A 12,566-nucleotide genomic window follows, 5' to 3' on the forward strand; every position below is an offset into this window, starting at 1 on the left:
TCACCACCCCATCCGATCCCTTGGCTCGTACATCGGATCGGGTCCATTGAGCATCTGCCGCACGATCCCTTGCCCGTCGAAGTGCACGTGCATCATGGAATTCCACACGCCCGCCTCCTTGTACCGGTACGACCATACCTCGTAGCCCCTCATCGCCACATAGGACTTCTCGGCCGGCCGCCCGATCGTGCGCAGTACCTCGTCCTTGTCCGCCCCGTCGATCTTGATGGTGGCGAACTTTTCCCCGGTGAGCACCTGTTCGTAGGATACCAGCCGCCCATCCGCCCCGATGCGCGCCATCCAGGTGAACTGGCCCATCGGCCCGGTCGCGTACTCGAAGATGCGGTCGTTGCCGGCGCCATAGATGCTGGTGGGCGGCCCCATCTTCTTCTGCACCAGGTCTTCCGGGTCGCCGATGGTGGGCGTCTCGCGCAGCATTCCGGCGCAGCCGCCGAGCAAGACGAGCGCCACGAATGTTGTAAATCTGATCAATTTGTTCATCATTTGGCCCTCCAAACGCGCCAACATCCCCAAAATCTGCCTTCTGGACGATGCAAACAGTGGCCCCATGCCCCGTTTTCCCCTATACTGGCGGGTCTGTCCATTTTGGGCAGGCGATTCGTCAATCACGGTGCGCTGGGTTTCGACTCATGCACCGCATGTGAAAGGTAACATCATGACCGTAGAAAACATCAACAAAGCCGCGATTATCGCGGACAACGCACGTGGCCAGAACGATACCGGTTCGCCGGAAGTCCAGGTTGCACTGCTGACCGCACGCATCAACGAGCTGAACGGCCACTTCAAGGCACACCAGAAAGATCACCACTCGCGTCGTGGCCTGATCATGATGGTTAACCGTCGTAAGAGCCTGCTGGCTTACCTGAAGCGCAAAGACGCAAACCGTTATCGCGACCTGATCGCCAAGCTCGGCCTGCGTAAGTAATCGTTGGTCAAGACGATTTAGTCACGAAATGCCTGCGCCAGATACCTGTCGCGGGCATTTTTTGTTTCTGTTGTTCGTTGTTGTTGAGTAAATGGTGGTTCTGACGAACCACCCGTGGTGAGGTGAACGACAGCTCCTGAAAATCTGTCGGCAAATAGAAAGGGATTACCCATGTTTAATAAAGTTTCGAAAACCTTCCAGTACGGTCAACACACGGTCACCCTGGAGACGGGTGAAATCGCGCGCCAGGCAAGCGGCGCCGTCGTCGTGTCGGTCGAAGACACCGTCATCCTGGCCACCGTGGTCGCCAAGAAGGACGCCAAGCCGGGCCAGGACTTCTTCCCGCTGACCGTCGACTACATGGAGAAAACCTACGCAGCCGGTAAGATCCCGGGCGGCTTCTTCAAGCGCGAAGGCCGTCCTTCGGAAAAGGAAACCCTGACCTCGCGCCTGATCGACCGTCCGATCCGTCCGCTGTTCCCGGAAGGCTACCTGAACGAAGTCCAGGTCATCATCCACGTCCTGTCGGTCAATCCTGAGATCGACCCGGACATCCCGGCCATGATCGGCGCCTCGGCTGCGCTGTGCATCGCCGGCATCCCGTTCAACGGCCCGATCGGCGCAGCGCGCGTCGGCTACGCGAACGGCCAGTACATCCTGAACCCGACTACCACCCAGCTCAAGACCTCGCAGATGGACCTGGTCGTGGCAGGCACCGAAACCGCCGTGCTGATGGTGGAATCGGAAGCGCAGCAGCTGTCGGAAGAAGTCATGCTGGGCGCGGTCGTCTTCGGCCACGACCAGATGCGCGCCGTCATCGACGCGATCCACGACCTGGTGGCCGAAGGCGGCAAGCCGGAAGTCGAGTGGAGCCCGGCGCCGAAGAACGAAGAGTTGATCGCCCGCGTGAGCGACCTGGCCGCAGCAAGCATCCGCGACGCTTACCAGACCCGCGAAAAGTCGCTGCGCCAGCAGAAGCTGAAGTCGATCTCGGCCGAAGTGATGGCCGGCCTGGCAACCCAGGGCGTCGAAGCCGATGCGGCCGAAGTCGGCAACATCCTGTTCGACATGGAAGCCAAGGTCGTGCGTACCCAGATCCTGGACGGCGAGCCGCGTATCGACGGCCGCGACACCCGCACCGTGCGTCCGATCGCGATCCGCACCGGCGTGCTGCCGCGTACCCACGGTTCGGCCCTGTTCACCCGCGGCGAAACCCAGGCGCTGGTCGTGGCTACCCTCGGCACCGCGCGCGACAGCCAGAAGATCGACGCGCTGATGGGCGAGTACACCGACGACTTCATGATGCACTACAACATGCCTCCGTTCGCCACCGGCGAAACCGGTCGCGTGGGCACCCCGAAGCGCCGCGAAGTCGGCCACGGCCGCCTGGCCAAGCGCGCGCTGGTCGCTGCGCTGCCGTCGGCGGACGAATTTTCATACTCGGTGCGCCTGGTTTCCGAAATCACCGAGTCGAACGGTTCCTCGTCGATGGCATCGGTGTGCGGCGGCTGCCTGGCGCTGATGGACGCCGGCGTGCCGATGAAGGCACACGTCGCCGGCATCGCCATGGGCCTGATCAAGGAAGGCGGCAAGTTCGCCGTCCTGACCGACATCCTGGGTGACGAAGACCACCTGGGCGACATGGACTTCAAGGTCGCCGGCACCCCGGCAGGCATCACCGCGCTGCAGATGGACATCAAGATCCAGGGCATCACCAAGGAAATCATGCAGGTGGCGCTGGCGCAGGCCAAGGAAGCCCGCCAGCACATCCTGGCCGAGATGCAGAAGGCCGTGCCGAGCGTGAAGACCGAGCTGTCGGACTTCGCACCGCGCCTGATCACCATCCGCATCAACCCGGAAAAGATCCGTGACGTGATCGGCAAGGGCGGCGCCGTCATCCGCGCGCTGACCGAAGAAACCGGCACCCAGATCGACATCACCGACGAAGGCGTCGTGACCATCGCGTCGGTCGATGCCGCCGCCGGCCAGGAAGCCAAGCGCCGCATCGAAGAGCTGACCGCATCGGTCGAAGTGGGCAAGACCTACGACGGCACCGTGCTCAAGCTGCTGGACTTCGGCGCGATCGTCCAGGTCATGCCGGGCAAGGACGGCCTGCTGCACATCTCGCAGATCGCCAACGAGCGCGTCAACGCCGTGGCCGACTACCTGAAGGAAGGCCAGCAAGTGCGCGTGAAGGTCCTCGAGACCGACGAGCGCGGCCGCCTGAAGCTGTCGATGAAGGCTGCTGATCCGGTGGAAGGCGCGGCGCAGTAAGCGATCGCGGCTTCTAGCCTACGAAGACCGCCAGTGCGTGAGCCTGGCGGTTTTTCTTGTTATGGCCGTCCGATTTCGAGCGAGGTCAAGGTTAGCCAGGTTCCGTGGATATTGCTTGCGCTGCGCCAACTGATGCCTGTGCTCTAGCCTTAATGATTGCAGCGCATCTGTCGTGACCAAGCTACGTGAGGAATTGGAACTTGTGAGGAGCGCGAATGACCACAGTCTACGATCAATACGAGCAATTAACTGAGTCTGAACAGGCATATTTGCGGCGCCATCCGCATCATGTACTCACAATCAATGATGCGCGCACGGCAGCGTTTGCGGAGACCGTGCGGCGCTTTGGCAAAAATGGGCATAACGATCAGTCAGACGCATTTCGCCATTGCTTCTGGTCTGCACTCCTTGCCCGTGATGTGGGCTTCAATAACGGACTTGCATTCACGACGGCGCATGAGTCATTCTCAGGGAACAAAATGGACGAGAAGCGCATGGATTTGCACAACAATCGGGTCGGCTTGCATATCGGACGCCAGGGTGGGTCAAATAGCACACTGAGTGACAGATGCATGTCTGCACTTCGCGCAGGAAAGCTGCAGGTCATAGTCCAGTGACCATGCGCCGCTCATTTATCTCTCTCATCCTGCTGTGCCTTGTCTGTGGGTGTAGTCGTCCTTCCTTGACCGAGCAGGCGCGCATGCTGGGAGACCGGGAATTCTCGCCACAGGCTTGGGCGGCGGCGTCCCAGATCGAGCGCGGCGAGATGCTGGCCTCGTTCCTTGCCAAGCATCCCGTCGATCAGCTCACAGCCGCAGACGTAAGGCAACTGCTCGGTCCGCCTACCGGCTACGCCGATTACGATGAGGACCCGGCCTATGTGCTTGGGCCGCCAACTGTCCAGAGCGAGTACGGAAAAGGCTACTTGTTGATATTCGTGACGGATAAGCGTGCTGGCCAGGTTGTAAAGGCTCGGCTAGTGCCTGAAGTCACAAGATAGGAGCGCTTACCCTACCCCGGTTTGCGGCGGCACAACGAGTGCCGGAAGCATAATCCGACAATCGTAAGCTGGTGTCCTATTGAGCGGGCCAAGCATGCGTTCCCTGATTCCTGCCATCTCCCTGTCGCTCTGCCTGCACGCCTGCGGCGGCAACACCTCGGTTGCCCTCTATTTCGAATGGGGCTCCTGCGACTTCGACCGTCAACGCTGGGAGCAGGCGGATCGGATCGGACGCGGCTGCATGATGTCCTCCTTCCTCGACAAGTATCATCCGGTCGGGATGTCCGTGGTGGAGATCAAATTATGGCTGGGCGAGCCCAGCGCCTATGCCGACTTCGAGGACCCGGCCTACCTGGTCGCCCAGTCCGGATCGAACGGCAGCGCAGGCAGGGAACAGCTGCTGGTGTTCAGGATCGATCGGATCACCGGCCGCTGTGTCGAGGTCGCGTTACGGCCGGCGCACTGATCGGAGCATGCACGACGCTGCGAGGCTGCGAGAACACATCGCCCAGCGGCGTCTCCACCCACCGGAAAAATGCGCTGCCTACCAGCAGGCTGGCGATCCACGCGACCAGCATCCCGACGGCCTGCGCATGCGCCTGCTCCGGCACGAAGCGGGCAAACGCGGCATTCACGACCAGGCAGACCGGGAAGTGGACCAGGAAGACCGAGAACGAGATCTTGCCGGTGTAATGGATGACAGCCAGCCCACTGCCGGCACGCGAAGCGGGTCGACGGCGGCCGAACAGGAACAGCAGGCAAGCCACCGCCAGCGCCAGCGCGATGCGGCTGCGGAAGCCCAGCAGCAGCGCAATGCCGGGCAGGAGCAGCAACGCGGCCAGCAGCAGGGCGAGGGCGCGCGGCCGACGGCCAGGGGCGCCCGCCCACCATGCGAGCGCCCCCAGGCCGTAGCTGCCGAAGAAGTAGGGCGCCCACACGTCCCACTCCGCGTCGCGGTTGAAGTGCAGCAGCGAGGCCGCGACGCCCACCGCCACCAGGCCCGGCATCAACCACGGCCGCGGCTGTCCTCCCAGGCGACCGGAGAATTAGGCCAGCAGCGTCAGCAAGGCATACAATTGGAAATCGATCGCGACATACCAGGCCCCCGCGGACAGTGATTCAATGCCGAGCACACCGTGCAGCAACAATGCATGCGCGCCCAGCTGGACCAGGGTCGGCGGCGGCGAGATCGAGTCGTGGTGCATCCAGCTGCCGGCCCAGGCGGACGCGAGGGCGGCCAGCAGCATCGCCGCAATGAAGGGCGGAGCCAGTTTCAGGTAGCGGCGCTGGATCAGCTGCAGGGGATGCTTCATTCCCGGCAGGCCGTCGGGCGACAGCGATTTCGCAGCCAGGAAGCCGCCGATGACCAGGAAGACCTGGACCGCGATCCGCGCGTGGTCGTAGAGCCAGTCGACCAGCGTGGGCAGGATGCGCCGCGCGTGGTCGGACATCGGTCCATAGAAGGCCAGGTGGTGCAGGACGATCAGCTGGGCTGCGCCGCCTTTGAGCAGATCGATGAGGACGAACTGCTTGCTGCGTTCTCGATTCTCCGCGGGCATCTTGCCCAATGCTTCTCTTATCACGCGACCCAGGTTTCTCCGACAAAGGGGCCGCATTCTAGCCGAGATGCATATGTCACAGTCGACACATTTCGAGTATGCAATTAACATTGCAACTTTGAAAAATCGGCAGGCTTGCCGTTGTGCGCACTGCACAACTGTGTCGTGACCATAATGCAATAAGTGTTATAGTTATTTATTTACTTAACCATGGGATCGCACGCCCGTGTTCCGCGTAGCCCCCACTGATTTCAACCATCCAAATCTAGGAATCGACAGATGACCACGAAGGATTACGCCGCCCGTATCAGCCAGCTCATCCAGGAACACCAAGCCGAGATTGGCGCGGAGTGGATCGCGCAGCTGGAAGCCCTGACCGTGCGCGGAACCTCGAGCTCGAGAGAGCAGTTGCGCAGCCACTGCCAGCAATTCATTGCAGCGCTGGCCAGCGCGAGCCGCGGCGGCGAACTGGAGAACATCGAGCACCGTTCCTGGGACGAAGTGCGCGACCTGCTGGCCGAGATCTCCTCGACCCGCGCCAAGGCCGGCTCCACCCCGAGCGAAACCGCGACCTTCGTCTTCTCGCTGAAGCAGCCGCTGTTCGGTCACCTGCGCCAGGGCTTCGAGGGCGATCCCGAAGGCGTCGCTGCCGCCTCCTGGACCATCAGCACCCTGCTCGACAAGCTGGGCCTGTACACCATCGAGGTATTCCAGAAGACCAAGGACCAGATCATCGTGCGCCAGCAGCAGGAACTGCTCGAGCTGTCGACCCCGGTCGTCAAGCTGTGGAACGGCATCCTGGCGCTGCCGCTGATCGGCACCCTGGATTCGGCGCGCACCCAGGTGGTGATGGAGAACATCCTGCAGAAGATCGTCGACACCGGCGCCATCATCGCCATCATCGACATCACCGGCGTGCCGACCGTCGACACCCTGGTGGCCCAGCACCTGATGAAGACCATCGCCGCCGCACGCCTGATGGGCGCCGACTGCATCATCAGCGGCATCCGCCCGCAGATCGCCCAGACCATCGTGCACCTCGGCGTGAACCTGGAAGACGTGATCACCAAGGCCACCCTGGCCGACGCCTTCCTGGTCGCGCTCGAGCGCACCGGCACCGCCGTCGTGCAGAAGGCGTAAGCAGAGACCATGGAACGCATTCCTATCCTGCGCATGGGCGACCTGCTGCTCGTCACGATCCAGGTCGACATGCACGATCGCCTCGCCATGCAGCTGCAGGACGACCTGACCGAACGCATCGTGAGCGATGGCGCCAAGGGCGTCCTGATCGATATCTCCGCACTCGACCTGGTCGACTCCTTCATCGGCCGCATGATCAGCAATACGGCCGCCATGGCACGCGTGCTCGATGCGCGCACCGTGGTGGTCGGCATGCAGCCGGCGGTGGCGATCACCCTGGTGGAGCTGGGCCTGACGCTGCATGGCGTGAAGACCGCTCTCAACGTTGAAAAGGGCATGGCCCTGTTGGGAAAGAGCTATAAATAATGAACGGCGCGCAAACCGACGCAGTCCTGTTCGAGACCGCGCTGCTGGACCGCCACCGCCAGCATCGCACCGCACGCGTGACCTTGCGCCTGCAGTCGGATGAGGACGTTGTAGGCCTGCGCAAGCAGGTGCGCGAGCGGGCGGTGGCCATTGCCTTGTCCCTGGTCGACCAGACCAAGCTGGTCACAGCCGCGAGCGAGCTGGCACGTAACACGATCAAATACGGCGGAGGCGGCGAAGTCCACCTCGACAGCCTGACCGACGGCATCCGCAAGGGCATCGGGCTGCTGTTCGTCGATGCCGGTCCGGGTATCCCGGACATCGATACCGCGCTGCGCGACGGCTTCACCACCGGCGGAGGCCTTGGCCTCGGCCTGGGCGGCTCCAGGCGCCTCGCGGATGAATTCGACATCGAAAGCCGTCCCGGAGAGGGCACTGCCGTGCTGGTGGTGAAATGGAAGCGCTGATCAGTTCACTCACGCAGCAGGAAGTCTTCGCGATCAACCACGCGAGCGACGTGGCGGCGGTACGGCGCAGCGGCCAGAAACTGGCCGATGCGCTCGGCTTCAGCGAGACCCGCGCCGGCCAGCTGGCGCTGATCATCACCGAGGCCGCCACCAACATCCTCAAGCATGCGGGCGAGGGCGAGATGCACGTCGGGCCGGCGCAATCGAGCGCCGGCGTGGGCGTCGACGTGCTCGCGGTCGACAACGGCCCGGGCATTCTCGACCTGAACGCCAGCCTGGTCGACGGCATGTCCACCACGGGCACGGCCGGCACCGGACTGGGCGCGTTGCGCCGCCTGTCCGACGAGTTCGATGTGTACACCAAGCCCGGCGGCGGCACGGCCTTCTTCATGCGCATCTGGCGCGATGTGCCGGCGCCCGAACCCTGCGGCGTCGAGATCGGCGCCCTGTGGGCGCCGATGGCCGGCGAGGAGGAATGCGGCGACGGCTGGGCGGTGCGCTGCGACGGCAGGGGCGCGACCCTGCTGGCTGCCGACGGCCTGGGTCACGGTCCGGAGGCGGCGCGCGCCGCCGCTGCCGCGGTTCGCGCACTGGAAGCGCGCAAGGGCGTAGGGGCAGGGGAGCTGATGCAGGCTGCCCACGACGCCCTGCGCCCGACGCGCGGCGCGGCGCTGGCGACCGCCCGCATCGATTTCGACGCCGGCGAGCTGCGCTTTGCCGGCGTCGGGAACATCGCCGGCTGCGTGATCGACGGCAGCCGGCGCGCGCTGGTGTCGCACAACGGCATCGTCGGGCACAACATGCGCAAGGTGCAGGAGTTCGCGCAGCCCTTCCCGCCGGGGGCGACGTGCATCATGCACTCGGACGGCATCCAGACGCAGTGGGACCTGGACAAGTACCCGGGACTGGCCGGGCGCAGCCCGGTGCTGATCGCGGCCATCCTGATGCGCGATTTCATCCGTCGCCGCGACGACGCCATGGTGCTGGTCGTGCGCCGGCATGGGAGCTGACATGAGCCTGCACCGCATCCTCAACGTGGCGCTGGACAGCGACCAGGACGTGGTCGTGGTGCGCCAGCGCGCGCGCCAGGTATCGGAGCTGCTCGGGTTCTCGCAGCAGGACCAGGTGCGCGTGGCCACCGCGGTGTCCGAAATCGCCCGGGCCGCGTGCCACCTGGGCTCGGGAGGACGCGCCGCCTTCCTGCTGGGCCGGAACTTCGGGCGCCAGTACCTGGAGGTCACGATCAATCCCGGCACCGGCGAGCGCCGCTCCGCCACGCCGGCGGCACGCAACGCGGGCTTCAGCAGAACGCTGCCGGAACTGGCCGTGATCAGCGCGCACCGCCTCATGGATTCCTGCGAGGTCGAGCCGGAGGATGGCATGGTCACCGCGGTCACCATGCGCAAGACGCTGCCGCCGCAAGCCATCGTCGACAGCGCGCGCCTGGCCGAGATCAGCAACCGCCTGGCCGGCAGCCCGGTCTCGAACATGCTGCAGGAACTGCAGCTGCAGAACCACGAGCTGCTGGGCACCCTGGCCGAGCTGCGCGAGCGCCAGGAAGACCTGCTGTCGCTGACGCGCGAACTGGAAGACACCAACCGCGGCATCGTCGCGCTGTACGCCGAGATCGAGGACAAGGCCGAACGCCTGCGCAAGGCGGACGAAATGAAGTCGCGCTTCCTGTCGAATACCAGCCACGAACTGCGCACCCCGCTGTCCTCGATCCGCGCCCTGGCCCAGCTGCTGCTGGACCGCATGGACGGCGACCTGACGACCGAGCAGGAGCGCCAGGTGCAGTTCATCGCCAAGGCCGCCAATGATCTGTCCGAGCTGGTCAACGACCTGCTCGACCTGGCCAAGATCGAGGCCGGCAAGGTCGAGGTCCAGCTGGCGCCTGTGGTGGTCGACAACCTGTTCCGTGCACTGAAGGGCATGATGCGGCCGCTGGTCGACGAAGGCCGGGTCGAACTGATCTTCGAGCCGAGCGACTTCACCGAGCCCTTCGATTCGGACGAGGGCAAGATCTCCCAGATCCTGCGCAACTTCATTTCGAATGCGCTCAAGTTCACCGAGCATGGCGCCGTACGGGTGTCCGCCACCTACGACGCACAGCTCGATACGATCGCTTTTGCGGTCGCCGACACCGGGATCGGCATCAGCCCGGACAACCTGCAACTGATTTTTGAAGAGTTCAGCCAGATCGAGCATCCGCTCCAGCGGCGCAGCAAGGGCACGGGCCTGGGCCTGCCGCTGTGCCGCAAGCTGGCCGAACTGCTGCATGGGCGCGTCGACGTGCAGAGCACGGTCGGAGAAGGCTCGACCTTCACGCTGACCTTGCCGCGGCGCTTTCCGCAGCCCAGCCACGATGGAACCGAATCATGAAAGCCAATTCCACCCTGATCCTCAACGTTGACGATAACGACGGCGCCCGCTACGCCAAGAACCGCATCCTGCAGGGAGCGGGATTCGAGGTGGTGGAGGCGACCAACGGCACCGACGCGCTGGAGATCGTCAAGCGCTTGAACCCGGCGCTGGTGCTGCTCGACGTGAAGCTCCCGGACATCAACGGCCTCGAAGTCTGCCGCCGCATCAAGGCCAATCCCGAGAGCGCCATGGTGCTGGTGCTGCAGACCTCGGCGGCGCTGACCGGTCGCGCCGACAAGATCCGCGGGCTGGAAGGGGGCGCCGACAACTACCTGGCGGCGCCGATCGAGGCCGATGAGCTGATTGCCAACGTGAATGCGCTGCTGCGCATGCACCAGACCCAGGTCCAGCTGCGCGACAGCGAAGAGCGTTTTCGCCAGATCACCGACAACATTGACGACGTGTTCTGGATGTTCGCCGTGCCGGAAGGCGACCTGGAGTACGTCAGTCCGGCGTATTCGGACGTCTGGGGCGGCAGCCTGGATGCGCTGCGCCAGCGGCCCGGGAGCTGGCTGGACGCCGTGCATCCGGAGGACCGCGAGCGCATCGCGCAGCGCTGGCGCCAGCTGCAGCAGGCGCCGCACTACGACGACGAGTTCCGCATCCTCGGACCGGACGGGCGCACGCACTGGGTGCGCGACCGTCTGTTTGCGGTCCGCAATGCGCGTGGCGAAGTGTACCGGGTGGCGCGCGTGACCAGCGACATCACCGCGCGCAAGGAGATGGAAGCGCTGCTGCGCGCGGCCGACCGCAACAAGAACCAGTTCCTGGCCACGCTGGCCCACGAGCTGCGCAACCCGCTCAGCCCGATCCGCAACGCGGCCGCGCTGCTGGGCGCGAACAGCGACGGCAATACCGAGCGCCAGGCGCGCGCGCGCGAAGTCATCACGCGCCAGGTCGACCACCTGGCCCACCTGGTCGACGATCTGCTCGACGTCGCCCGCATTTCCGAAGGCAAGATCGTGCTGCGCACCGAAGAGGTGGACCTGGGCGCCGTGGTCGCCCAGGCGATCGAGACCGCCGGGCCCCTGATCGCGGCGCGCGGCCACCACCTGGACGTGCAGCTGCCGGAACAGCAGGTGTGGGTGATGGGCGACCCGGTGCGCCTGGCCCAGTCGGTGGGCAACCTGCTGCACAATGCGGCCAAGTTCACGCCGAAGGGCGGCGAGCTGTCGGTGCGCGTTTCCCTGCTCGAGAACGAACGGGTGCAGATCGCGGTGCGCGACAACGGCATCGGCATCGCCGAGGACAACCTGCCGCGCATCTTCGGCATGTTCGCCCAGGTGGACGTGCCGCCGGACCGCGCCCCGGAAGGCCTGGGCATCGGCCTGTCCCTGGTGTCGCACCTGATCGAACTGCATGGCGGGCGCCTGTCGGCCCAGAGCCCGGGCATCGGCATGGGCAGCACCTTCACGGTCGAGCTGCCGCTGCTGCGCGTCAGCGCGGATTCGGCGGGCCTGGATCATTCCGAGGCCTCCAAGCAGGGCGGCAGCGGCATGCGCGTGCTGCTGGTGGACGACAACGTCGACGCCATGGAGATGATGGGCTTCCTGCTGGCCGAGATGGGCTACGAGACCTGCACCACCTCGGACGCCGCCGAGATCGAGGGGCTGGCGCTGCGCCACAAGCCGCAGGTGATCGTGCTCGACATCGGCCTGCCGGGCATCGACGGCTACGAAGTGGCGCGCCGCATCAAGAAGAACCCGCAGCTGGCGCACATCCGCCTGGTGGCCCACACCGGCTACGGTTCGCCGGAAGACCGCCGGCGCGCGATGGAGGCCGGCTTCGACGCCCACCTGGTCAAGCCGGCCGAGCTGCCGGACCTGGAAAAGGCGCTGAAAGGGTAGAATAGCGCCCTTTTGGAAAACGACCTTCCCCGTCGTGGGGGGGGCTACGACCGGGTCGGCCCGGCTTTTTGAGAGGATGGCCGAATGGCTTGGATATTGTTGTTGTTGGCGGGGCTTTTCGAAGTGGTGTGGGCGGTGGCCATGAAGCAGTCGCATGGCTTCACGCGGCTGTGGCCCAGCATCATCACCCTGGTCGGCAGCATCGCCAGTTTCCTGCTGCTGTCCTGGGCAATGCGCAGCATTCCCCTGGGCACCGCCTATACCATCTGGACCGGGATTGGCGCCGTCGGCGCCTTCGTGGTCGGGGTCGCGGTGCTCGGGGAGCAGCTCAACACCATGCGCGTGGTGGCGGCGGTGCTGATCGTGTCGGGGCTGGTGTTGATGAAGATGGCTGGAGATTGAAAAAAGCCCCGCGTCAGCGGTAATGCCGTTCAGTTAAGGTAGCTTCTTGACCTTTCGAACGGCATAGCGCTTCGGCGCTGCCTTGACGGCCCGGTCGCATTTGCGGCCGGGCCGTTCGTCTTTCAGGAGGCTAACCAGCCT

General features: G+C 64.6%; 13 protein-coding genes and 1 pseudogene. 12 read left to right on the forward strand and 2 right to left on the reverse strand.

Going from position 1 to position 12,566, the window contains the following annotated elements; all coding sequences use genetic code 11:
* Entirely contained in the window at positions 1-501 is a 501-nt protein-coding gene (locus FG94_RS16455) for a hypothetical protein (RefSeq protein WP_036213943.1), read from the reverse strand.
* A gap of 175 nt (positions 502-676) precedes the next feature.
* Between FG94_RS16455 and rpsO the strand changes: the two genes are divergently transcribed.
* The 5 genes from rpsO to FG94_RS16475 all read left to right on the forward strand — a co-directional run bounded on the left by rpsO (position 677) and on the right by FG94_RS16475 (position 4,686).
* The gene (gene rpsO / locus FG94_RS16460) at positions 677-946 is read left to right on the forward strand and encodes a 30S ribosomal protein S15 (RefSeq protein WP_027867691.1); all 270 of its coding nucleotides are present in this window, start codon (positions 677-679) and stop codon (positions 944-946) included.
* 171 nt (positions 947-1,117) lie between these two features.
* Positions 1,118-3,220 carry a polyribonucleotide nucleotidyltransferase gene (gene pnp, locus FG94_RS16465; protein WP_036213911.1) on the forward strand — a complete coding sequence of 701 codons (2,103 nt, stop codon included), beginning with the start codon at positions 1,118-1,120 and terminating at the stop codon, positions 3,218-3,220.
* 215 nt (positions 3,221-3,435) lie between these two features.
* On the forward strand, positions 3,436-3,837 hold the full coding sequence (locus tag FG94_RS26710) for a hypothetical protein (protein WP_081926035.1): 402 nt from the start codon (positions 3,436-3,438) through the stop codon (positions 3,835-3,837).
* 83 nt (positions 3,838-3,920) lie between these two features.
* Positions 3,921-4,220 (forward strand): hypothetical protein, encoded by a 300-nt coding sequence (locus tag FG94_RS16470; protein WP_152571012.1) that lies wholly within the window; start codon positions 3,921-3,923, stop codon positions 4,218-4,220.
* A gap of 94 nt (positions 4,221-4,314) precedes the next feature.
* A complete protein-coding gene (locus tag FG94_RS16475) occupies positions 4,315-4,686 on the forward strand; it encodes a hypothetical protein (protein WP_036213915.1) in 372 nt (123 codons plus the stop codon).
* On the opposite strand, the pseudogene FG94_RS16480 reads toward FG94_RS16475, so the two are convergent.
* Positions 4,643-5,890, reverse strand: a pseudogene (locus tag FG94_RS16480) (acyltransferase family protein). The gene FG94_RS16475 and the pseudogene FG94_RS16480 overlap by 44 nt on opposite strands.
* Before the next feature lie 168 nt (positions 5,891-6,058).
* On the opposite strand from FG94_RS16480, the gene FG94_RS16485 reads away from it, so the two are divergent.
* The 7 genes from FG94_RS16485 to sugE all read left to right on the forward strand — a co-directional run bounded on the left by FG94_RS16485 (position 6,059) and on the right by sugE (position 12,425).
* Complete coding sequence (locus tag FG94_RS16485; protein ID WP_036213917.1) at positions 6,059-6,919, forward strand: STAS domain-containing protein; 861 nt, start codon at positions 6,059-6,061, stop codon at positions 6,917-6,919.
* Between the two features lie 9 nt (positions 6,920-6,928).
* Positions 6,929-7,285, forward strand: coding sequence for an STAS domain-containing protein (locus FG94_RS16490; RefSeq protein ID WP_027867697.1), 357 nt, complete (start codon positions 6,929-6,931; stop codon positions 7,283-7,285).
* The gene (locus FG94_RS16495; RefSeq protein ID WP_081926036.1) at positions 7,285-7,752 is read left to right on the forward strand and encodes an anti-sigma regulatory factor; all 468 of its coding nucleotides are present in this window, start codon (positions 7,285-7,287) and stop codon (positions 7,750-7,752) included. The genes FG94_RS16490 and FG94_RS16495 overlap by 1 nt, the downstream gene beginning before the upstream one ends.
* The gene (locus tag FG94_RS16500) at positions 7,740-8,762 is read left to right on the forward strand and encodes an ATP-binding protein (RefSeq protein ID WP_036213919.1); all 1,023 of its coding nucleotides are present in this window, start codon (positions 7,740-7,742) and stop codon (positions 8,760-8,762) included. The genes FG94_RS16495 and FG94_RS16500 overlap by 13 nt, the downstream gene beginning before the upstream one ends.
* 1 nt (position 8,763) lies before the next feature.
* On the forward strand, positions 8,764-10,134 hold the full coding sequence (locus tag FG94_RS16505) for a sensor histidine kinase (protein WP_036213922.1): 1,371 nt from the start codon (positions 8,764-8,766) through the stop codon (positions 10,132-10,134).
* A complete protein-coding gene (locus FG94_RS16510) occupies positions 10,131-12,023 on the forward strand; it encodes a response regulator (protein ID WP_036213923.1) in 1,893 nt (630 codons plus the stop codon). Before FG94_RS16505 ends, FG94_RS16510 begins: the two co-directional genes overlap by 4 nt.
* 84 nt (positions 12,024-12,107) lie before the next feature.
* Entirely contained in the window at positions 12,108-12,425 is a 318-nt protein-coding gene (gene sugE, locus FG94_RS16515; RefSeq protein WP_036213926.1) for a quaternary ammonium compound efflux SMR transporter SugE, read from the forward strand.
* The last annotated feature ends 141 nt before the right edge of the window (positions 12,426-12,566 follow it).

Origin of the sequence: Massilia sp. LC238, from assembly GCF_000735635.1 — a bacterium.
Lineage (GTDB): Bacteria > Pseudomonadota > Gammaproteobacteria > Burkholderiales > Burkholderiaceae_D > Telluria > Telluria varians.

Coding starts and splice junctions, on each gene's coding strand:
- FG94_RS16495 (WP_081926036.1), top strand. CDS start 7,285: ATGAACGGCGCGCAAACCGACGCAGTCCTGTTCGAGACCGCGCTGCTG.
- rpsO (WP_027867691.1), top strand. CDS start 677: ATGACCGTAGAAAACATCAACAAAGCCGCGATTATCGCGGACAACGCA.
- FG94_RS16470 (WP_152571012.1), top strand. CDS start 3,921: ATGCTGGGAGACCGGGAATTCTCGCCACAGGCTTGGGCGGCGGCGTCC.
- FG94_RS16475 (WP_036213915.1), top strand. CDS start 4,315: ATGCGTTCCCTGATTCCTGCCATCTCCCTGTCGCTCTGCCTGCACGCC.
- FG94_RS16510 (WP_036213923.1), top strand. CDS start 10,131: ATGAAAGCCAATTCCACCCTGATCCTCAACGTTGACGATAACGACGGC.
- FG94_RS16490 (WP_027867697.1), top strand. CDS start 6,929: ATGGAACGCATTCCTATCCTGCGCATGGGCGACCTGCTGCTCGTCACG.
- pnp (WP_036213911.1), top strand. CDS start 1,118: ATGTTTAATAAAGTTTCGAAAACCTTCCAGTACGGTCAACACACGGTC.
- FG94_RS16500 (WP_036213919.1), top strand. CDS start 7,740: ATGGAAGCGCTGATCAGTTCACTCACGCAGCAGGAAGTCTTCGCGATC.
- FG94_RS26710 (WP_081926035.1), top strand. CDS start 3,436: ATGACCACAGTCTACGATCAATACGAGCAATTAACTGAGTCTGAACAG.
- FG94_RS16485 (WP_036213917.1), top strand. CDS start 6,059: ATGACCACGAAGGATTACGCCGCCCGTATCAGCCAGCTCATCCAGGAA.
- FG94_RS16455 (WP_036213943.1), bottom strand. CDS start 501: ATGAACAAATTGATCAGATTTACAACATTCGTGGCGCTCGTCTTGCTC.
- FG94_RS16505 (WP_036213922.1), top strand. CDS start 8,764: ATGAGCCTGCACCGCATCCTCAACGTGGCGCTGGACAGCGACCAGGAC.
- sugE (WP_036213926.1), top strand. CDS start 12,108: ATGGCTTGGATATTGTTGTTGTTGGCGGGGCTTTTCGAAGTGGTGTGG.